At 72.7% G+C, this 20,352-nt stretch carries 19 protein-coding genes; 10 read left to right on the top strand and 9 right to left on the bottom strand.

Features of this window, described 5'->3' with window-relative positions; translation table 11 throughout:
• Window positions 1–103: 103 nt before the first annotated feature.
• From G4G93_RS23665 to chpT, 6 genes are all read right to left on the bottom strand, one after another.
• Window positions 104–1,006, bottom strand: a complete 903-nt coding sequence (locus G4G93_RS23665) for a CheR family methyltransferase (RefSeq protein WP_165087820.1) — start codon at window positions 1,004–1,006, stop codon at window positions 104–106.
• Window positions 1,007–1,046: 40 nt separating this feature from the next.
• Window positions 1,047–2,240 (bottom strand): chemotaxis response regulator protein-glutamate methylesterase, encoded by a 1,194-nt coding sequence (locus G4G93_RS23670; RefSeq protein WP_165087821.1) that lies wholly within the window; start codon window positions 2,238–2,240, stop codon window positions 1,047–1,049.
• A 160-nt stretch (window positions 2,241–2,400) separates the two neighbouring features.
• Window positions 2,401–2,766 (bottom strand): PleD family two-component system response regulator, encoded by a 366-nt coding sequence (locus tag G4G93_RS23675; protein WP_165087824.1) that lies wholly within the window; start codon window positions 2,764–2,766, stop codon window positions 2,401–2,403.
• A 33-nt stretch (window positions 2,767–2,799) separates the two neighbouring features.
• Window positions 2,800–3,300 carry a chemotaxis protein CheW gene (locus tag G4G93_RS23680; RefSeq protein WP_165087826.1) on the bottom strand — a complete coding sequence of 167 codons (501 nt, stop codon included), beginning with the start codon at window positions 3,298–3,300 and terminating at the stop codon, window positions 2,800–2,802.
• 86 nt (window positions 3,301–3,386) lie between these two features.
• The gene (locus tag G4G93_RS23685) at window positions 3,387–6,092 is read right to left on the bottom strand and encodes a hybrid sensor histidine kinase/response regulator (protein ID WP_165087828.1); all 2,706 of its coding nucleotides are present in this window, start codon (window positions 6,090–6,092) and stop codon (window positions 3,387–3,389) included.
• A 248-nt stretch (window positions 6,093–6,340) separates the two neighbouring features.
• Window positions 6,341–7,033 carry a histidine phosphotransferase ChpT gene (gene chpT, locus G4G93_RS23690; RefSeq protein WP_165087830.1) on the bottom strand — a complete coding sequence of 231 codons (693 nt, stop codon included), beginning with the start codon at window positions 7,031–7,033 and terminating at the stop codon, window positions 6,341–6,343.
• 173 nt (window positions 7,034–7,206) lie between these two features.
• Here chpT and G4G93_RS23695 point away from each other — a divergent pair, with 173 nt between their 5' ends.
• Complete coding sequence (locus G4G93_RS23695; protein ID WP_165087832.1) at window positions 7,207–8,058, top strand: 3'(2'),5'-bisphosphate nucleotidase CysQ; 852 nt, start codon at window positions 7,207–7,209, stop codon at window positions 8,056–8,058.
• A gap of 4 nt (window positions 8,059–8,062) precedes the next feature.
• Here the strand turns inward: G4G93_RS23695 and G4G93_RS23700 are convergent, their stop codons facing one another.
• The gene (locus G4G93_RS23700) at window positions 8,063–8,545 is read right to left on the bottom strand and encodes a hypothetical protein (protein ID WP_165087834.1); all 483 of its coding nucleotides are present in this window, start codon (window positions 8,543–8,545) and stop codon (window positions 8,063–8,065) included.
• A gap of 104 nt (window positions 8,546–8,649) precedes the next feature.
• Between G4G93_RS23700 and G4G93_RS23705 the strand changes: the two genes are divergently transcribed.
• The 3 genes from G4G93_RS23705 to G4G93_RS23715 all read left to right on the top strand — a co-directional run bounded on the left by G4G93_RS23705 (window position 8,650) and on the right by G4G93_RS23715 (window position 10,870).
• Window positions 8,650–9,318, top strand: a complete 669-nt coding sequence (locus G4G93_RS23705) for a DUF1134 domain-containing protein (protein WP_246736966.1) — start codon at window positions 8,650–8,652, stop codon at window positions 9,316–9,318.
• Between the two features lie 171 nt (window positions 9,319–9,489).
• A complete protein-coding gene (locus G4G93_RS23710) occupies window positions 9,490–10,368 on the top strand; it encodes a hypothetical protein (RefSeq protein WP_165087837.1) in 879 nt (292 codons plus the stop codon).
• Window positions 10,369–10,624: 256 nt separating this feature from the next.
• The gene (locus tag G4G93_RS23715) at window positions 10,625–10,870 is read left to right on the top strand and encodes a 3',5'-cyclic-nucleotide phosphodiesterase (protein WP_165087969.1); all 246 of its coding nucleotides are present in this window, start codon (window positions 10,625–10,627) and stop codon (window positions 10,868–10,870) included.
• A gap of 48 nt (window positions 10,871–10,918) precedes the next feature.
• Here G4G93_RS23715 and G4G93_RS23720 read toward each other — a convergent pair whose 3' ends face one another.
• Entirely contained in the window at window positions 10,919–13,042 is a 2,124-nt protein-coding gene (locus tag G4G93_RS23720) for a hybrid sensor histidine kinase/response regulator (protein WP_165087839.1), read from the bottom strand.
• A gap of 422 nt (window positions 13,043–13,464) precedes the next feature.
• Here G4G93_RS23720 and lptM point away from each other — a divergent pair, with 422 nt between their 5' ends.
• The 4 genes from lptM to G4G93_RS23740 all read left to right on the top strand — a co-directional run bounded on the left by lptM (window position 13,465) and on the right by G4G93_RS23740 (window position 18,211).
• The gene (gene lptM, locus G4G93_RS23725) at window positions 13,465–13,815 is read left to right on the top strand and encodes an LPS translocon maturation chaperone LptM (RefSeq protein ID WP_312892244.1); all 351 of its coding nucleotides are present in this window, start codon (window positions 13,465–13,467) and stop codon (window positions 13,813–13,815) included.
• Window positions 13,816–13,921: 106 nt separating this feature from the next.
• Window positions 13,922–15,193: a diaminopimelate decarboxylase gene (lysA, locus tag G4G93_RS23730; RefSeq protein ID WP_165087842.1), complete on the top strand. Its 1,272-nt coding sequence runs from the start codon at window positions 13,922–13,924 to the stop codon at window positions 15,191–15,193.
• A gap of 101 nt (window positions 15,194–15,294) precedes the next feature.
• Window positions 15,295–15,498: a hypothetical protein gene (locus tag G4G93_RS23735; protein ID WP_165087845.1), complete on the top strand. Its 204-nt coding sequence runs from the start codon at window positions 15,295–15,297 to the stop codon at window positions 15,496–15,498.
• A gap of 85 nt (window positions 15,499–15,583) precedes the next feature.
• Window positions 15,584–18,211 (top strand): TIGR02302 family protein, encoded by a 2,628-nt coding sequence (locus G4G93_RS23740; protein WP_165087848.1) that lies wholly within the window; start codon window positions 15,584–15,586, stop codon window positions 18,209–18,211.
• A gap of 89 nt (window positions 18,212–18,300) precedes the next feature.
• On the opposite strand, the gene G4G93_RS23745 is transcribed toward G4G93_RS23740, so the two are convergent.
• Window positions 18,301–19,053 carry an outer membrane protein gene (locus G4G93_RS23745; protein WP_165087850.1) on the bottom strand — a complete coding sequence of 251 codons (753 nt, stop codon included), beginning with the start codon at window positions 19,051–19,053 and terminating at the stop codon, window positions 18,301–18,303.
• A gap of 373 nt (window positions 19,054–19,426) precedes the next feature.
• Here G4G93_RS23745 and G4G93_RS23750 point away from each other — a divergent pair, with 373 nt between their 5' ends.
• Entirely contained in the window at window positions 19,427–19,612 is a 186-nt protein-coding gene (locus tag G4G93_RS23750) for a twin transmembrane helix small protein (RefSeq protein WP_165087853.1), read from the top strand.
• A 134-nt stretch (window positions 19,613–19,746) separates the two neighbouring features.
• The gene (locus tag G4G93_RS23755; RefSeq protein ID WP_165087856.1) at window positions 19,747–20,349 is read left to right on the top strand and encodes an acyloxyacyl hydrolase; all 603 of its coding nucleotides are present in this window, start codon (window positions 19,747–19,749) and stop codon (window positions 20,347–20,349) included.
• The last annotated feature ends 3 nt before the right edge of the window (window positions 20,350–20,352 follow it).

Consider the following 20,352-nt stretch of genomic DNA (forward strand, 5'->3'; position numbering starts at 1 on the left):
CGAAAGCTGGGGAAACGATGCGTCGGGGCGCATCGTCACGGCGGCGCCTGCCGGCCTGTGAGTGGGCGGGCCCGGATCCGTCCGCGCAGGCGCGGACGGCGCCTCAGCGCGCCGCCCAGCGCAGGCTTGCCGGCGCCAGCCCTCCCAGGACCGCCGTGCCGGCGGTCGGCGCGCCGAGACTCACCGGCGCTGCGGCGCGGCCGTGGCGGTAGAGGCCGCGATGCTCGGGGTCGGGCACCAGCGATTCGGTGATGCCGATCACCGTCTCGGCGGCGCCGAGCAGCACCGCGCCGTCGGGGGCGAGCTGGTCGGCGATGCGGCGCAGCACGTCGGCCTTGGTCAGCGTGTCGAAATAGATCAGCACGTTGCGGCAATAGACGATGTCGAAGGTGCCGAGCTGCTCGAACGGTTGCAGTAGGTTGAGGGGCCGGAAATCGACCATCTGGCGCAGGGCTTCCGCGATGCGCCACTGCTCCCCGACCTGGGTGAAGTGCTTGAGCATCAGCTGCACGGGCAGGCCGCGCTGGACCTCGAACTGGTTGTAGAGGCCGAGCTTGGCCTTCTCCAGCACCTCGGTCGAGAGATCGGTGGCGACGATCTCGATTCGCCAGCCGGCGAGCCGGGGCGCCGCCTCCGCGAGCAGCATCGCCAGCGAGTACGGCTCCTGGCCGGTCGAGGCGGCGGCGCACCAGATCCGCAGGCGGCGCTGGTTCGCCCGCGCCGCGAGGGCTCCGGGGAGCAGCACGTCGCGAAACAGGTCGAACGGCGTGCGGTCGCGGAAGAAGAAGGTCTCGTTGGTGGTCATCGCCTCGACCACCGCGCGCTCGAGGGCGCCGTCGCGGGCGAGCCGCAGGCAGCCGACCAGCTCGGGCAGTCCGGCGAGGTTGAAGCGCCGGCAGACCGGCGACAGGCGGCTCTCCACCAGGTAGCGCTTCTCCGCCGTCAGGGCGAGGCCGGAGCGCTGCTTGAGGTAGGAGCGCAGGAAATCGAACTCGGTCTCGGTCATCGACGCGGCATCCTCCCCCGGATCCGTGGCAGGATGCGCATCAGTGTCCACCGTTCAGGCCGGCATTCGGCCCGGCGATCGCCGTCCGCAGGGCCGGCCCGATCGCGGAGAGCGGCAGGATCTCGTGGGCGTAGCCGGCCCGGACCAGGCTGCCCGGCATGCCCCAGACGGTCGAGGACGCCTCGTCCTGGGCCAGCATCGTGCCGCCGGCCTCGACCAGGGCCTGGGCGCCCTTGGTGCCGTCCGAGCCCATGCCGGTGAGCACCACCGACAGGGTGGCGGCGCCGTAGACCTCGGCGGCGTCGCGGAACATCACGTCGACCGCCGGCCGGCAGAAATTGACCGGCGGGCCGTCGTTGAGCCGGATCACCGCCTCCGCGGCCGTGCCGGACAGGCCCATATGGCGCCCGCCGGGGGCGACGTAGACGACGCCGGGACGCACCGGCTCGCCGTGCTTGGCCTCCGCGGCCGGCAAGCCGATCCGGGCGCCGAGATGCTCGGCGAAGACCGCGGTGAAGACCGGCGGCATGTGCTGGACGATCAGGATCGGTATGCGCTTCAGGGTGGCGGCGCCGATGCCCTCCAGCACCTCCCCCACCGCCCGGGGACCGCCGGTCGAGGCGCCGACGAGGAGGCAGCGCGGCGGGCTGGTGCGCAGGGGGCGCGGGCGCACGCTCACCGGGGCGGCAGCCGGACGGGCCGGGGGGGGCGGCGCGGCGACGGCGGGACGCCCGGGCAGGCCGGGTCGCTCGACCGGCGCGGCCGGACGCGCCCGCGGCCGGTTGCGCAGGTCGGCGCCGAGCATCCGGATCTTCTGGACCAGGTCCTCGCGAAAGCTCGCCTGGGTGGTGACGCCGCGGTTGCCCTCGGGCTTGGGCAGGTAGTCGATGGCGCCGAGCGCCAGGCAGCGGAGCGAGATCTCGGCGTTGCGCTGGGTCAGGGTCGACATCATGACGACCTGGAGCCCGGGGCGCTTGGCCAGCATCCGGGGCAGCGCCTGCGTGCCGTCGAGCTCCGGCATCTCGATGTCGAGGAGCACGATGTCGGGCTGGACCCGGTCGAGGGCGTCGAGGGCGATGCGGCCGTTCGAGGCGGTGGCGACGATCTCGCAGCCCGCCTCCTCGAGCCAGCGCGAGACCAGGCCGCGGACCACGACAGAATCGTCGGCGACGAGGACGCGGATGCGCGGTCCGGCGCTCGGGGACGGGGTGGAGGGCGCGGCGGATGCGGCCATGGCGTATCTCGGTCGGCGCGCCGCGGGGCGGGCCTTGAGGGGATCGGGCCCCGGTCCATGGCCGGGGCGTCTCGGGCGTTCTAGAGGTCGTGCGGGCCGGCCCCTCGGGCGAGGCTGACGGCGCAGTGGGCCTCAGGCGAGGTCCACTGCGCGGTAGACCTCAGGCGAGGCCTACCGCCTGGAGCTTGGCGGTCATGATGTCCCGGTCGAAGGGCTTCATGATGTACTCGTCGGCTCCGGCATGCAGCGCCCGGGCGATCGATGCGACGTCGTTCTCGATGGTGCAGAACAGCACCTTGGGGTGGTCGCCCGAGGGCAGCCGCCGCAGGGCGCGCAGGACCTCGTACCCGTCCATGTGGGGCATGTTCCAGTCGAGCAGGACGGCGTCCGGCATGGCCGAGCGGCACTGCTCGACCGCCTCGCGGCCGTCCTCGGCCTCCGCGACCCGGAAGCCCAGGCCCTCGATGATCCGGCGCGCCACCTTGCGGATCACCGCCGAGTCGTCGACGATCAGGAAGGTTTTCATTCCATGCGGTCCTTGCCGTCCGGCCCCCGGGGCTCAGGCCGCGCTGGCGGCCGGCCGCTCGTCGCCGAAGGCGAGGACCGCCTCGACGTCGAGGATGATCAGCAGGCGGCCGTCGAGGCGGTGCACCCCGCGCGAGACCGCGCGCCAGCGGTTGTCGAGATGGACCGGGTTCGGCTCGTAGGTATCGGCGGCGAGCTTCATCACCTCGCCGACCTGATCGACGAGCAGGCCGTAGGCCTCGCCGCCATGCTCCAGGCCGACCGCCATGTTGCGGCCGTCGCCGGTGCGGTCGGGCAGGCCGAGGCGCCGGCGCAGGCAGAGGGCGGTCACGACCCGGCCGCGCAGGTTGAGCAGGCCCTTGATCTCCGGCGGCGACAGGGGAACGTCGGTCAGGTTGGTGGCGATGAAGACGTCGTGCACCCGGTCGATCGGCAGGCCGAACAATTCGTCGCCGAGCAGCACGGTGACGTAGTCGGTGGTCTCGCCGGTGGCGGGCGCGGAAGTCCCGGCGGTGTTGGTGTTGGCAGCCATCATGGGCGGAGGCTCGGGATCGGGAGGGCGTGTCGGGCGGCTCAAGGGCGCCCCGGACGCGATGGCCGCGTCCGGGGGCATCGCGGTCGTCAGGCCGCGGCGTCGAGGGGGGCGCCGGCGATCTCGTTGACCGCCGCCACCAGGCCGGAGCGGTCGAACTTCGCCACGCAATCGGCGACGCCGAGCGCCCGGGCGCGGGCGAGCGAGTCGGGCGCCATGGTGCCGGCGAGCGCCACCACCGGCATCGCCGCGAGGCGCCCGCCGCTCTTCCGCATCGCCTCGATCAGGTCGAAGCCCGAACGGCCCGGCATCTCGAGGTCGCAGACCACGAGATCGACCCGGCCCTCGCCGCCGAGATGGCGCAGGGCCTCGTCGGCGTCGCCGGCCTGCGTCACGCGGAAGCCCGCGGCCTTGAGCACCGGCGTCAGCAACTCGCGGAAGAAGGCCGAGTCGTCGACCAGCAGCACGCTCGGGGCCTGGGGCACCGCGCGGTGCGAGGGCTGGCCCCAATCGTCGTGGGCGAGCGGCAGGTAATGGGCGATGTTGACGATCTCGGTCGCCCGGTTGCGCACCACCGCCGAGCCGATCAGGTCGGAGCGCTCGTGCACCAGCTCGACGTCGAGCACCTCGTCGACGATGTCGACGATCTCGTCGACCACGAGGCCCATCGAGCGCTCGCCGTCCGAGAACACCACCAGCGCCTGGGCGCCCTCGCGCTTCATGGCTTGCGCCGGATCGGCCGGGACGAGCGGCATCAGGCGGCCGCGATACTGGATCAGCGGGCGTCCGCCGACCCACTCGATCTTGGCCGCGTCGATCTCCTCGAGGCGGGTGACGAGCGAGAGCGGGACCGCCTTGAGCGAGTCGCCGCCGCCCTTGAACACCAGCAGCGTCACCGCCTGGTCGGCGCCGCTGCCCTCGGTCTCGGCCTCGGCCTCGATCTCGCCCTGCTGGCCGGTCGCCGTGCCGGAGCCGACCATCCGGGCGACGCCGTTCGGGTCGATGATCAGCACCACCGCCCCGTCGCCGAGGATCGTGTTGCCCGAGAAGAGCGGGATGTGCCGCAGCTTGGAGGACATCGGCTTCACGACGATCTCCTCCGTGTGGAAGACGCCGTCGACCAGGATGCCGAAGCGCTGGCGCCCGACCTGGCTCACCACCACGAAGCCCTCGTCGGTGGAGGCCGGAGCGTCCGCCGCATCGAGGCCGAGCATGCCGGCCACCGGCACGATCGGCAGCAGGCGGTCGCGCAGGCGCAGGACCGGCGAGCCGTTGATGCGCTCGACGGTGTGGTCGGTGCCGGGCTGCACCCGGACCAGTTCCAGCACCGAGACCTGCGGGATCGCGAAGCGGTGCTCGCGGGCCGAGACGATCAGCGCGGCGACGATCGCGAGGGTGAGCGGGATCTTGATCGTGAAGGTCGTGCCGCGGCCGAGCTGGGTCTGGATGTCGATCGTGCCGCCGATCAGCTCGATGTTGGTCTTCACCACGTCCATGCCGACGCCGCGGCCGGAGACCGAGGTGATCGCCTTGGCGGTGGAGAAGCCGGCATGGAAGATGAACTTCGCCACCTGGGCGTCGGTCATCCGCTCGACCTCGGCCTCCGTGGCGACGCCGCGCTCGACCGCCTTGCGACGGATCGCCTGCAGGTCGAGGCCCTTGCCGTCGTCGGCGATCTCGATCGTGATCGTGCCGCCCTCGTGGAAGGCGTTGAGGCGGATCGTGCCCTTCTCGGGCTTGCCGGCGGACTTGCGCTCCGTACCCGACTCGATGCCGTGATCGGCCGAGTTGCGCACCATGTGGGTGAGCGGGTCCTTGATGACCTCGAGCACCTGGCGGTCCAGCTCGGTCTCGGCGCCCTGCATCACCAGGTCGATCTTCTTGCCGAGTTCCGACGACAGGTCGCGCACCACCCGCGGCAGCTTCTGCCAGGCCGAGCCGATCGGCTGCATGCGGGTCTTCATCACCCCTTCCTGCAGCTCGGCGGTGACGTGGGACAGGCGCTGCAGCGGCACCTTGTAGTTGCCGTCCTCGTGCCGGCGGGCGATCTCGAGCAGCTGGTTGCGGGTCAGCACCAGCTCGGACACCATGGTCATCAGGTGCTCGAGGGTGTCGACGTTTACCCGGATCGTCTGCACCTTGCTGACCGGCGTGCCCTCGGCCTCGGCAGCGGGCGCCTCGGCGCGCGCCGGCTCGGGCCGCACCGGCTCGGGCGCCGGCAGCGGGGCGGGTGCGGGGGCGTGGAGCGCCGGGGCCTGGAAGTCGGCGTCGAGATCGGGGCCGGGCGTGTCGCGGAAGGCGCGCTCGAGATCGTCGAGGGAGACTTCGCCGGGCTTCAGGGCCCGCTCGAGGATCTGCGGCACCAGGTTGCCGCTGGCCGTCGCGGGGGCCGGCGCGGCGACGGGCTCGGGCGCGGGGGCCGGGGCCTCCGACATGCGTTCCAGGGCGCCGATCAGGTCCTCGTCGATCCCGACCGGCTCGGCGGCGGTGCGCTCCAGCTCGGCCACGATCAGCTTGATCCGGTCGAGGGTCTGCAGGATCAGGCTGACGGCCGGGCTCGTCACCGGCATGCCGTCGCGGAACTTGCCCATCAGGGTCTCGGCGGCATGCGCCAGCGCCTCGAGGCGCGGCAGGCCGAGGAAGCCGCAGGTGCCCTTGATGGTGTGGACCAGGCGGAAGATATTCCGCAGGATCGTCTGGTTGTTGGGATCCTGCTCGAACCGGACGAGTTCGAGGTCGACAGTGTCCAGGTGCTCGCCGGTCTCTGTCAGGAACTCACGCAACAAATCGTCCATCGCGGCCACTCGTCGATCCACGCAGGATCTCTGCGCCGTGTGACGGTGCCATGCGAGCCTTTAAGATCCGTTGCCGGAAATCATCACAGTGGCGCGGCCACGGTCATGTTTGGTGCCGGGCCGGTGAAAAACCTCGGGATGGGTGCGAAGAACCCGCATCCGGGGAAGTGAGTCGAAGCAGAAACGCGCGGGACGGAACGCCGGGAGGTGTCCGCCCCGCCCGGGAGACGCAGAGTTAGGTCGCGGGGTTAGATGGCGTTATCGTCCTCGCCCGCCTCCGGCTGCACCTCGGGCTCGGCGGCGGCGGCCTCGGCCCGGATCGTCACCGTGTCACCCTGGATCGAGAACCGCACCCCCATCTCGGCGGCGCGGGCGACGAGGCCGGCATAGAACGGCTGGATCGCGTGGGCGTCGACGGTGCCGCTCTCCGGCTCCCCGGCGATCAGCTTCTCGACATGGGGCGGGATGCGCGCATACGCGCCCTTGGCGGTCAGCACGAAGAGCGGTGCATCGCCCTCCCCGGTCACCGCGACGTCGATGACGCCGCCGCGGGGAATCGCCGTCACCGCGATGACGACGAGGTTCAGGAGCAGCTTGACCTTGTTCTTCGGAAAGAGGGCGCGCGGCGCGCTCCAGGTCAGCTGGGTCTTCTCGTCGCCGAACATGCCGCGGGCGACGTTCTCGGCGTCGGCGAGGTCGATGCTGGCGCCCGCCGAGCCCGCCGCCCCGAAGGCGATGCGGGCGAATTGCAGCCGGGCCGAGGCCTGCCGGGCGCTCTTGCGGATCAGGTCGAGGGCGAAGTCGCGCATCTCGGCGCTGTCCTCGTCCTCCAGCACCTCGAGGCCGTTCACGATGGCGCCGACCGGGCTGATGACGTCGTGGCAGACCCGCGAGCAGAGCAGCGCCGAGAGGTCGAGGGCGTCGAGGGTGACGGTGGTCATGGGCTGCGCTCCGCGGGGCCGGGTTCGAATCGAGTCGCGGCGGCTCCCGCCACGGTTTGCCGGCACCGATAGCCGCCGCGCGGCTGTTTGAAAAGGCGACTTGATCAGTTGACCCGCGCGCGTCACGCCCTTCGACGGATCGACAAATCCGGCGCCGCCGGGCATGACGGGCCATGACACCGACCCTGGCACTCGACACCGTGCCCGGCCCTTCCGAGCGCGACGCCATCGCGCTCCGGCTCGCCGGGATCGCCGCCGCCGCCGGCGTGATCCTGAGGCAGTACGAGCGCGGCGGCTGCCGCCACCACCTCAAGCCGGACGGCTCGCCGACGAGCCAGGCCGACCTCGCCGCCGAGGCGCAGATCGTCGCCGACCTGGCCCAGGCCTGGCCCGGCATCCCGGTGATCGCCGAGGAGACCGCCGCCGAGGCCGCCCCTGCCGCCCTGTTCTTCCTGGTCGACCCCCTCGACGGCACCAAGGACTTCCTGAAGGGCACCGGCGAGTACACGGTCAACATCGCGCTGGTGGCCGGCGAACGGCCGGTCGCGGCGGCTTTGGCCGCCCCCGCCCTCGGCCGGGTCTGGGCCGCCGGTGCCGGGGCCGTCGAGGCGCCGATCGTCGAGGGCCGTCCCGGCGCCTTCCGGCCGGTCGCGGCGCGGCCGCTGCCGGTCGAGGGCATGACGGCCCTGGTCAGCCGCAGCCACGGCGAGGCGGCGGACGAGGCCTGCCTGGCGGGCTTGCCCGTCGGCCGGCGGCGCGGCGTCTCCTCGGCGCTGAAATTCGGGCTCCTCGCCAGCGGCGAGGGCGACGTCTACGTCCGCTGCGGCCCGACGATGGAGTGGGACACCGCGGCCGGCGACCACATCCTGACCCAGGCCGGCGGCTGCCTGATCGGCCCCGACGGGCGCGCCTTCGGCTACGGCCGCCGGCCGGGCCAGTACCGCAACGGCCCCTTCGCGGCCTTCGGCGATCCGTCCCAGGCCGGCCGCGCGGTGCTGCCGGCCACGAGCCCGAAACGGGGCTGACGCGTCAGTCGCCGAGCGTGGCGTCGCGCCGCAACGCCGGCCAGCGATCCTCCGCGGCGTCGAGGAGCGTGGATGTTGCCCGCGCCCGGCGCCCGGGATCGCGGAACAGGTAGAGCCGGTCCTCGCGCAGGGCCGCCACCAGGGGATCGGCCTCGACCGGGCGGCCGGCCGCGACGCCCTCCGGGTCGCAGCCGCCGAGCCGGGGGGCGTAGGTCTCCGGGTCGCGCGCGAAGGCCGCGCGATTCGCCGGCCCGGTGAAGCGCCAGACGAGGCCCGACCAGGTGAATTCGTGCTCGGGGGAGCCGGGCAGCGGCTCGGGCCCGAGACGGTAGGAGACCGGGTCGAAGCCGCGAAGCGCCAGCCCGGTCAGCGGATCGGCGGCGTAGAGGACCGCCACGCCGAGCGGCGTCTCGCCGCGGACCGGCCGGACGGTCAGGGTGGGCAGAAGCGACAGCAGGCCGCGCCGCGTTAACCGAATCTTGCCCATATCCGCAGCATCTGTGGCATCCCGCCGCCCGTCCGCGCCGGGGCCCGGCGGCGTCAGGCCTCACCGGGTTCGGCCAGGACCTTCTAAGCCGGGATGCCTAACGAATGCTCTCAGCCTCCTCCGCTCCCGGGTCCCGCGCCCCCAAGGTCCGGCAGATCCCGGTGCCGCAGATCACCGCCCTGCCGACCGCCGGCCTCTCGCGCCGGCGCGCCCTCGCGGCCCTCCTCGCCGCGCCGCTGGCGCTCTCCGCCCTGCCCGCCGCGGCGCAGGGGCGCGGGCCCGGCGATCCCGGCACGTTCCAGCCGCGGGAGATCATCGATTCGGGTCACCAGTTCTTCGGCTCGGTCTCGCGCGGCCTCGCCCTGACGGTGCAGGAGGCGACGCGCCGCTGGGGCGAGCCGAACGGCTACATCCTCGGCCAGGAGGCGTCGGGGGCGATCATCGGCGGCGTGCGCTTCGGCGAGGGCACGCTGTTCACCCGCAATGCCGGCCAGCGCAAGGTGTTCTGGCAGGGCCCGTCGCTGGGCTTCGACGTCGGCGGCGACGGCGCCCGCAGCATGATGCTGATCTACAACCTGCCGCGGGTCGACGCGCTCTACCGCCGCTTCGTCGGCATGGACGGCTCGGCCTACGTGGTCGGCGGGTTCGGCATGTCGGCGGTCACGGCCGACAACATCGTGGTGGTGCCGATCCGCGCCGGGGTCGGGGCGCGCTTCGGCATCAATGTCGGGTACCTGAAATTCACCGATTCGCCGACCTGGAACCCGTTCTGATCCCGGCGCTTACCGCCACGCTGGTCCTCGCCGCCGTCCCGTGGCAGGGTCCGGCCGCGGCGAAAAGGCGGCCCTGACCACGCGAGCGGCCGGGGCCGGGACCGAGTCGTCGACCGTTGCAACCGTCCGTGCGGGGCCTCCCCGCCCGGATGCCGAGAGAGTATCGCCCGGGTGATCGAATCCCTGATGTTCGCGGCGCTGGGGTTCCTCGGCGCCAGCCTGTGCGCCCTGCTGGTCCTGCCGGCGCTCAACGCCCGGGCCGAGCGCCTGGTGCGCCGCCGGCTGGAGGCGCTCTACCCGATGTCGATCGTCGAGCTGACCGCCGAGAAGGATCACCTGCGGGCCGAGTTCGCGGTGCGCGAGCGCCAGCTCGAGCGGCGGGTCGAGGAGGCGCAGGCCGCCCGGCGGGCCGGGATGGAGGAGCTGGGCCGGACCACCGTGCGCCTCGGCACGCTGGCGACCGAGATCGAGCGCCGGGACGCGCGCCTCGTCGAGATCGAGCGCGACCTCGTCGAGGCCCGCGGCAGCCTCGCCCAGGTGCAGGGCGACCTCGCCGAGGCCCGCACCGCCCGGGCGGCGGCCGAGGAGGCGATGCGGGCGCTGGAAGGCCCCTATCAGCGCGCCCTGTCCGATCTCGCCGCCTTGCGGGCCGAGGTCGAGACCGTCAGCCGCGGTCAGGCCGAGGCGCAGGCGGCGCGGGGCGTCGCCGAGGAGCAGGCGCGGGCGGCCCGCGGCCGCGTCGCCGAGGCGGGCGAGAGCGTCGCCAGCGCCGCCCGCGAGCAGATCCAGGCGTTGGAGGATGCGCTGACCGACCTCAATGCCCGCCACGCCGCCGAGGCCGAGGCGGCGCAGGCCGAGATCGTCCGGCTGCGCGAGGCCCTGCGGAATGCCGGCGCCCCGCCCTCGGGGCAGGTCGCGGCGCAGAACGCGGTCCTGGAGCGACGGATCGCCGAGGTGGCCGATGCCCTGATGCAGGCTCATGGCCGGGCGGAGCCCCGGATGCCACCGGCGACCCCGATGCAGACCCCGACGCCCGCCTCCGCAGGATGACGCCCGCCCGCGATGTGCCGCAGGGCACATCGCGGGCGGGCCGGCACACCGGCGGCTGCGACCCGCCGACCCGGACACATCCTGGAAACACGGAGCAAGGGGTTGCCGGTGTTACGGTTTCTTGCCCGGCGCGATCGTCCGGCAGGTATGGCGCCGATGCCATGGGCGCGCCTGCGTCGCCCCGCGACCCTTGTCAGGTCGCCGGTTTCGGGCCATGTCGCTGCAACTTTCCACCCTCTGCAAGGCTTCGACAGACATGATGCTCAGGCCGATGTCGCTCGCTCTCCTGACTGCCGGCAGCCTGACGCTGCTCGCCGCCCCGGCGTTGGCCCAGCGGGACGACCCCAATCTGAAGAAGTACTGCACCGGTGACTATATGACCTATTGCGGCAACCTGCCGCCGGACGGTCCCGAGGTGCAGGCTTGCTTCGAGAAGAACATGAAGAAAATCTCGGTCAACTGCAAGCGGGCGATCGACTACTACGAGCAGACTCGCAAGTAATCGGATCCCGGGTCCGGCCGGGCGGGGACGCGCCCGGGCCGCGGCGTCTCAGGCCGAGGCCTCGGCCCGGCTCGCGGCCGCCGCGGTCGCCGCGTCCAGGGCCTCGGCCAGGGCCTCGATGGTGAAGGGCTTGCGCAAGACCGTCTCGCCGGGCGCCGGCCGGGGGCCGTCCTGCTCCTCGTCCCGCGGATGGCCGGTGGTGAAGATCACCCGCAGGCCGGGCCGCCGCCGCCGCGCTTCCGCCGCCAGCGTCGGCCCGTCGATGCCCGGCATCACCACGTCGGTGAACAGCACCGCCACCTCGCGCTCGCCGTCGAGGGTGGCGAGCGCCGCCGCCCCGTCCGGCGCCGTCAGGGCGCGGTAGCCGAGTTCGCCGATCGTCTCGGCGCTGGCGAGCCGGACCGCCGCGTCGTCCTCCACCACCAGCACGGTCTGCACCGCCCGGCCCGGGTTCGGCGCCGTGAGGCGCGACCGGCCCGCCGCCTCGGCCGGCACGCCGTCCCGGCTCACCGGAAGCGTCAGCTCGATGGCGGTGCCCTGCCCCGGCTGGCTGTCGATGCGCACCCGCCCGCCCGACTGGGTGACGAAGCCGTAGACCTGGCTCAGCCCCAGTCCCGTGCCCCGCCCCTGGGGCTTGGTGGTGAAGAACGGCTCGAAGGCGCGGGCCACCACGTCGGGCGGCATCCCGGTGCCGGTGTCGCGCACCGTGATCGAGACCCCCGGCGTGCCGTCGTCGAGGGTGCCGTGCGCAATCTCGAGGGCGAGCCGGCCGCCCCCCGGCATCGCGTCGCGGGCATTGACCGCGAGGTTCAGGATCGCGTTCTCGAGCTGGTTCTGGTCGACGAACACCGCCGGCGGATCGGCCATCAGCCGGGTCTCGACCCGCACGGTCTCGCCCAGCGTCCGCCGCAGCAGGTCGACCATGCCAGCGACGAGGCGGTTCGGATCGGTCGGGCGCGGCTCCAGCGGTTGCTGGCGGGCGAAGGCGAGGAGCCGGTGCGTGAGCTTGGCCGCCCGGTCGGTCCCGTCGAGGGCGCCGGCGATGAAGCGGCCGACATCGGTATCGCCCCGGGCGACGCGGCGCTGGACCAGCTCCAGGGAGCCGGTGATGACCGCCAGCAGGTTGTTGAAGTCGTGGGCGATTCCGCCGGTCAGCTGGCCCACCGCCTCCATCTTCTGGGCCTGGCGCAGCTGGCTCTCGGCGGCGATCCGCTGGGCGTGCTCGCGCTTGAGGTCGGACAAAGCCTGCTGCTCGGCCCGGGCCCGGGCCAGCGCCAGCCAGGCCATCAGCACCAGGGTCAGGGCCGAGACGGTGGCGACGAGGCCGTAGACCCGCAAGTTGTCGTACCAGCGGTCGAGGGCGATCGCGGTCTCGACCGAGAACGCGACCTCGACGGGATAGTCGCCGATGCGGCGCCAGGCATAGAGCCGTTCGCCCTCGCCGGGCGGGGTGCCGGAGGCCGTGCCGCCCTGCGGCCGGGCGCGGATCGCCCGCAGCAGCGGATCGGCCGGCGCCAGCCGCTCGTCGACCTCCGGGCCCGGCGGCTCGCGCACCAGGATCGCGCCGTCGGCGCGCACCAGCATCGCCCGGTGATCGGTCGGGGCGGCGATCTCGGCGTAGAAGCGGGCGAAATACTCGGTGCCCAGCGCGATCACGATCACGCCGTCGAAGCGGCCGTCATCGGTCGAGCGCCGGCGGCTCACCATGAAGGCGGTCGAGCCGTCGGCCTCCCGCACCGCGGGGCTGACATAGATGCCGATGTCGCGCGGGCGGTGGACCGAGAAGATGTCGCGTTCCGAAAGGTCGCGGCCAAGGTCGCCGGCGCGGCTCGAAGCCTCGATCCGCCCCCGCGGATCGACGACCCAGACCGCCCGGGCCTGGGCCAGCGGCGCCTTGAGGCTCGCCAGGAAGCCGCCGGTGGCGCTCGCCGAGATCTGGCTCCAGCTGCGGTCGAAGATGTAGTCGTCGACCCGGTCCATCGCCAGCTCGGCGGTGTCGAACACCTTCGAGGCGTGCTCGTGCATCACCGCCGCGGTACGGACGACGGCGCTGTCCTCCTCCCGCAGGACCTCGGCCCGGTTCCACCACGCCGCGCCCAGCAGGACGACGCAAGGCACCAGGAAAGCCGCGGCGACGAGGAGCTGGTGCAGCCGCACCGTCGAAAGGCTCACGGGACACTCACAAACGCGACGGAAGCCGACGCGGCGATCGGCAATAAGCTTAACCGTTCATTAACGGATTGGCGAGCGAAACGATTGCCGCATCCTCCACCCGGCTCCGGCGGCGGGGCGTTTGTCCAGGCGGTGTGTCGGCCGGGCATCGGCGGGCCTCCGGGATGGCGCCCGCATCATACTCTCCCGGTCCACGCGCCAACGCCGCCTTAACGGCCGCGCTCGAATGCCGCGCAACCGCCGACACTCCGGGCCTTGCCTCGCAGGCCCATCGCTTCGCCTCGCCGGGGCGTGGCCTCTTCTCACGGGGCGTAGCCTCTTCGCGGGGGGCGTGGCCTCTTCTCGCGGAGTGCGGCCGGGCTCGCCTCGCGCGGTGCGGACCGCTATGGTGCCGCCGCCACGCTTGTGCCCGGATTGTGCCCGTGTTCCGTACCCGACCTCTCGTCCTCCTCGGCCTGATCGCCCTCTCGGCCGCCGCCTGCGGCCGCCGCGGTCCGCTCGAGCCGCCGCCCGCCGCGGCGCCGGCCGTCCAGCCCCAGGCCGGGGGCGCGGCCGGAACCAGCCGGCCGAAGAGCGGGAACGCCGCGGTCAACACGCTGCCGGGCGGCGTCGGGCTCCAGGCGGGCGGGTCCGCCCCGGACCCCGAGGACGAGCTGCCGGCCTCCGCCGTCGCGGCCCCGACCGGGATCCCCGCCCCGACCGAATCCTCCTCCCGGCGCCGCAAGGGCTACGTGATCCCCAAGGGCCCGTTCCCCCTCGACCCGCTGCTGTGACGCTGCGGCAGGAGGGTGCGAAGGGGAAGGGTGCAAAGCCCCGGCGCTTTCGTGTAGACGGCGCCTCGTGCGCCCGGACGTCGGTCGCCTCCCAGGTTACCCTGCCATGCACCATTTCCATTACCGCGACGGCGTGCTCCACGCCGAGGACGTCGACCTGGCACGGCTCGCGGGCGCGGTCGGCACCCCGTTCTACTGCTACGCCTCCGCCACCCTGGAGCGGCATTACCGGGTCTTCGCCGAGGCCTTCGCCGGCGACGACGCCCTCGTCTGCTACGCCATGAAGGCGAATTCGAACCAGGCGGTGCTCGCCACCCTGGCGCGCCTCGGCGCCGGCATGGACATCGTATCGGAGGGCGAGTTGCGCCGGGCGCTCGCCGCCGGCGTGCCGGGCGAGCGGATCGTGTTCTCGGGCGTCGGCAAGACCGAGGGCGAGATGGCGGCGGCCCTCGAGGCCGGCATCCTGTGCTTCAACGTCGAGAGCGAGCCCGAGCTGGAGCTGCTCTCCCGGGTCGCGGTCTCGAAGGGCATGACGGCGCCGGTCTCGATCCGGGTCAACCCGGACGTCGACGCCCGCACCCACGCCAAGATCTCGACCGGCAAGTCGGAGAACAAGTTCGGCATCCCGATCTCGCGGGCCCGCGAGGTCTATGCCCGGGCCGCGACCCTGCCCGGCCTGTCGGTCTCCGGCGTCGACATGCATATCGGCAGTCAGATCACCGACCTCGCGCCCTACGACAACGCCGCCGCCCTGCTCTGCGGCCTCGCCCGCGACCTGATGGCGGCGGGGCACACGCTCCACCACGTCGATTTCGGCGGCGGCCTCGGCATCCCCTACCGCGACGACAACGCGCCCCCGCCGGACCCGGCCGCCTTCGCGGCGGTGCTGCGGCCGCATTTCAAGCCGCTCGGCCTGAAGCCCGTCTTCGAGATCGGCCGGATGATCGCCGGCAATGCCGGCGTGCTGGTGACGCGGGTGCAGTACGTGAAGCACGGCGAGGGCCGCACCTTCGTCATCGTCGACGCAGGCATGAACGACCTGATCCGCCCGACCCTCTACGAGGCCTACCACGCCCTGCGTCCGGTGACGGAGCCGAAGCCCGACGCCGCCCGCCTCACCGCCGACGTGGTCGGCCCGGTCTGCGAGAGCGGCGACTACCTGGCGCTCGGCCGCGAGATGCCGGAGGTGAAGCCCGGCGACCTGATCGCCGTGATGTCCGCCGGCGCCTACGGCGCGGTGCAGGCCTGCACCTACAACACCCGGCCGCTCGTGCCCGAGGTGCTGGTGCGCGGGGCCGACCACGCGGTGATCCGGCCGCGGCTCTCCTATGAGGAACTGATCGGGCTCGACCGGGTGCCGGAGTGGCTGTCGGCCTGATGCGAGGTGCGCCGATCGCTAAAATCCGACGGATTTTCCGAACGAGACGGGCAGTCCTCCCGGTCTAGCGTCCCGGCATGACATCGGGAGGACCCCACGCGATGGCGCCCCAAGGCAACCTGCAAGGCAACCTGCTCGCCCGTGCCGAGGCCGTGGTCGAGCGCGCGTACCGCATCGTCGCCGAGAACCAGGCCGCCCTGGCCCGGACCCGCAGTGCCGTGCAGCCCCTGCGCGAGGCGGCGGCGCGGCAGGTCGGCGGCGTCGATCACGCCCCGGCGCCGCGGCGCGACGACCGGAGCGCCTGAGCCGATTTGACCCGCTGGCCCGGCCGGGTCGGCATGCTAGCCTGCCCGCTTGTGCCCATCCCAGGATGGGTTTCGGGAGCAGGGCATGACGAAGGCCGAGCCGGACACAGCGCGGAGCACGCCCGCCCAGAGGGGCGCAGCCGACGGCCGCCCCGATCCGGTGCGCGCCGGGCTCGACCGGCTGGTGACCCGCGCCGGGCGGGTGACGCTGTGGGAGCGGGCCTGGCCGATCCTGTGGCGCGGCCTCGCGGTCGTGCTGGTCTTCCTGGCCGCCTCCTGGCTCGGGCTGTGGCTCGATGCTGGGCCGACCCTGCGCATGGTCGGCGTCGCCGTCTTCGGCCTCGCCCTGGTCGCGTCCCTGTTTCCACTCCTGCGCCTGCGGCGGATCGCCCGGACCGAGGCGCTCGCCCGCATCGACCGCGATGCCGGCCTGAGCCATCGCCCGGCCCGCGCCCTCGAGGACACGCTGGCGCTCGGGCACGACGATCCCGGCGCCCGGGCCTTGTGGGACCTGCATCGCCGCCGCGCCGCCGCGACGGTCGCCCGCCTCAAGGTCTCGGGGCCCCGCCCCGGGATGGCCCGGCGCGATCCCTTTGCGTTGCGTGCCGGCGCGATCCTCGCCGCGGTGGCCGGCGCCTTCGTGGCCGGCCCCGAGGCCGGCGACCGCCTGCGCGCCGCTTTCGACTGGCGCGGCCCGGCCGCCGCGGTACCCGCCTTCCGGGTCGACGGCTGGATCGACCCGCCGCTCTACACCCGGATGCCGCCGCTGATCGTGACCCTGGCGGAGGCCGGCCAGCGCCTGCGGGCGCCGGTGAACGCGACGCTGGTGGTGCGCATCGCCGGCGCCGGCGACGCCACGGTGACGCCGGGCGCCGGCCTCAAGGCCCTGCCCGCCACCGCGCCGGCCCGGCAGGACCTGCGCGAGGAGCGTTTCACGCTGACGGGCGGCACCGCCGAAGTCGCGGTGCAGACGGGCTTCGCCACCAGTCATCGCCTGACGATCGAGACCATCCCCGACAAGCCGCCGGAGATCGCCTTCGCGGGCAACCCCGAGACCAATGGACGCGGCACCTTCACGATCCTCTACCGGGCGAAGGACGATTACGGCATCGCCTCGGCGGAAGCCGTGGTCGAGCCGCAGACGAAGGGGCGTACCCTCGTACCGCCGCCGCGCCTGGCCCTGAGCCTGCCGGCGGACGCGCAGGGAACCGGCGATACCCGCACCCTGATCGACCTCACCGACAGCCCCTGGGCCGGCGCCAAGGTGCTGCTGACCCTGGTGGCCAAGGACGAGGCGGGCCAGGAGGGGCGCTCCGCGCCGCTGGCGATCACCCTGCCGGGCCGCTTCTTCACCAAGCCCCTGGCGCGGGCGCTCGCCGAGGAACGCCGCCGCCTTGTCCTCGATCCCGATGGTGGCCGGGCCCGGGTCGAGACCTCCCTCGACGCGCTGCTGATCGCGCCCGAGCGCTTCACCCCGCAATGGGGCGTGTTCCTCGGTCTCAAGGAGGCGGCGCGCCGCCTGCAGGCGGCGCGGAGCGACGAGGACCTGACCGAGGTGGCCGACCTCCTCTGGGCCATGGCGCTGCAGATCGAGGAGGGCGACCTCTCCGACGCCGAGAAGGCCCTGCGCGCCGCGCAGGAGCGCTTGAAGGACGCGATCGACCGCGGCGCCTCCGACCAGGAGATCGCCAAGCTCACCGACGAGCTGCGCCAGGCGATGGACCGCTTCCTGAAGGAATTCGCCCAGCGCCAGCAGCAGAACCCGCAGAATCCCGGGCAGCAGAGCCGGCAGGCCGACCGCACGGTGACGCCCGACGACCTGTCGAAGATGCTCGATCAGATGCAGGAGGCGATGAAGCGCGGCGACGTGGCGGAGGCCCAGCGCCTGCTCGACCAGCTCCGCGGCATCCTGGAGAACCTGCAGACCGCCCAGCCCAACTCGCGCATGTCGGATCCCACCGCCCGCGAGATGAACCGGCAGATGCAGGACCTCGAGGCGATGGCGCGCGAGCAGCAGGGCTTGCGCGACGAGACCTTCCGCCAGGGCCAGGAGCGCCGCTTCGGCAATCGCGGCCAGCAGCCGCAGCAGGGTCAGGGCCAGCGCGGCCAGCAGGGTCAGCGCGGGGGCGAGCCGCAGCAGGGCGAGGGCCAGCAGCCGGGACAGCGCGGCCAGCAGGGCGGCCAGCAGCAGGGCGGGCAACAGGGAGGCTTGGGTGAGCGCCAGCAGGCGCTGCGCCAGCGCCTGGAAGACCTGCAGCGGCGGATGAAGGAACTCGGCATGCAGGGCGAGCAGGGCCTCGCCGATGCCGAGCAGGCGATGCGCGAGGCCGAGAACGCGATCGGCCAGGGCCAGGACGGCTCCGCCGTCGACGCGCAGGGCCGCGCCCTCGAGGGGATACAGCGCGGGGCGCAAGGCATGGCCCAGCAGATGCAGCAGATGGGTCAGGACGGCGAGGGCGAGCAGGCCGACGGCCAGCAGGGCCAGGGCAACCCGAACCAGCCCGGCCGCCAGGGCGCCCGCGACAGCGACCCCCTCGGCCGCCCGACGCGCAGCCGCGACTTCTCCGACGGCCGGGTGCGGGTGCCGACCGCCGAGGAATCCGGCGTCGAACGCGCCCGGCGCATCCTGGAGGAACTGCGGCGCAAGCTCGGCGACCCGAGCCGCCCGGCGGAGGAGCTCGATTACTTCGAGCGCCTGCTGCGGCGGAACTGAGCGGCCCGATCACAGGACGACGGCGCGGCCCGTGGCGACCGCGCCGTCGTCCGGGATCGGCGGGGGGCGGTGCCACCCGCCGATCCCGGTCAGTTGAACAGGTTGAAGTGGTAGTTGAGGCCCATCTTCAGCTGATGGGTCTCGAGCCCGGTGCGCACGCCGAACTGGGTGCCGACCGCGCGGAAGCGGATGTCGCGGCTGAAATCCGAGTACAGGTACTCGCCCTTCACCGAGATCGCCGGAGTGATGAGATATTCGAGGCCGGCGCCGACGGTGTAGCCGTCGACCGGGACGGTGGCGTTGAACGCCAGCGGGGCGACGAGCCCCGGCAGCGTGGCGGTGCCGCGCACGCCGATCTCGGTGAAGCCCCAGCCGCCGGTGGCGTAGGCGAGGAGCGGCCCCCAGGCATAGCCGACGCGGCCGCGGATGGTGGCGAAGTAGGTGTCGGTGTGGAGGCCGCCCTCGGCCGAGCGGCCGGTGCCGACGGCGACCCGGAACTGGTTGTGGATGTCGGAATAGCCGGCATCCGCCTCGACGCCGACGACGAGGCCGTTGTTCGGCGTGAACTGGTAATTGTAGCCGACGGTGCCGCCCGCCACGAAGCCGGTGGCCGAGGCCTCGGCCCGGGAAGCCGGGAGCGCGGCGGGACGCGGCGCCGTCGTCTGCGCCCGGAAATCGCCGCCCACGGCACCGCCGGCATTCACGCCGGCATAGAAGCCGGTCCAGGTGAAGGCCGGGGGCGCGGCGAGGACCGGCGGCGCCATGCGGCGCGGCAGGTCGGCGGCGAAGGCGCCGCCCGCCAGCATCAACAGGCCGCCGGCCGCGAGCAGTGAGGACTTCACGCGAGTCATTCCTGAACTATAGGGAGCATCGTGCGGCCGCCGGTGCCGGGTCGGCCGGGAGAATCGTCTTTCTGGGGCGCTCGATCAGTCGATCCCGTCATGGTCCGGAGGAGAGCGTGCCCGAGCCGTTGCAGGTAACCATGCCATGCTCGATGCGTCCATCGCTTTTGAGCAACACTAATAGGTCAAATGATATATAAACAATACAATAACTCGGGATACCGCGCGCAATATTGACTTAACCATGATCTCGAATCGGCGTGTCGGGGTCCCGTCACCGGCGCCGGGCATCTCCTGCGGCGCGGGGCCGCCTCCCCGCCCGAGGCGGTTCCGCCCTATCAGGCCGTTCCCCCTCGCGAGCCCCCGAAGCCGGATGTCCACCAACACGATCGTCCTCATCGCCTGTCTCGCGGTCGCCGTGGTGCTGCTGCTCGGCCTCGCCAACATGCTGCGCGGCGGCAGCGCCAGCGTCTCGCAGCGCCTGATGCGGCTGCGGGTGGTGCTCCAGTTCGTCGCGATCCTGGTCATCATGGGGGTGCTGTGGTGGCGCGGCGGCTGACGCTGCGAGACTGTGGCGGGGTGGTCGCAGGGAGTGGAAAACCGCGCTGAGACGGATCGTGCGGCGAGACGAGACGCGCGGCCGGGGTCTAGGGTCGCCCCGCCCCAGCAACGGGGCGGTGGACCCCTCGACAGATGCGCGTAACCCTTCCGAGCCTCGCTGCGGCGATCGTCACGACGGCCGTCCTGGCCGCGCCGGCCGCACAGGCCGCCGATCTCTCGGCCCCGGTCCCGGCCTATACTCCGCCGGTCCAGCCCCTCAGCATCGTATCGGAGTTCCGCATCGGCGGCTCCGCCCAGGATCCGGGCAGCAACGAGAAGAACACCAGCAACATTAACGGCGAGTTTCTGTTCGCCAGGCCGGTCACCGTGGCCGACCGGCTCTGGAATGCCCTGATCCCCCGCCCGACCGTCGGCGGCAGCTACAACTTCGACGGCCGCACCAGCTACGCCTATCTCGGCGCCACCTGGACCTTCGACGTGACCGACCGGATCTTCGTCGAGGGCTTCTTCGGCGCCGGCTTCCATAACGGGTATACCGGTCCGAAGGCCGACGTGCCCAAGATCTACAACGCGCTCGGCTGCTCGCCGCTGTTCCGCGAGGCGGCCGCGGTCGGCTTCCGCCTCACCGAGCACTGGAGCGTGATGGCGACGATCGAGCATATGTCGAATGCCGGCCTCTGCGTCACGAATCGCGGCCTGACCAATTTCGGCGGCAAGATCGCCTATACTTTCTGACGG

This window comes from Methylobacterium sp. DB0501 (assembly GCF_011043735.1).
Taxonomy (GTDB): domain Bacteria; phylum Pseudomonadota; class Alphaproteobacteria; order Rhizobiales; family Beijerinckiaceae; genus Methylobacterium; species Methylobacterium alsaeris.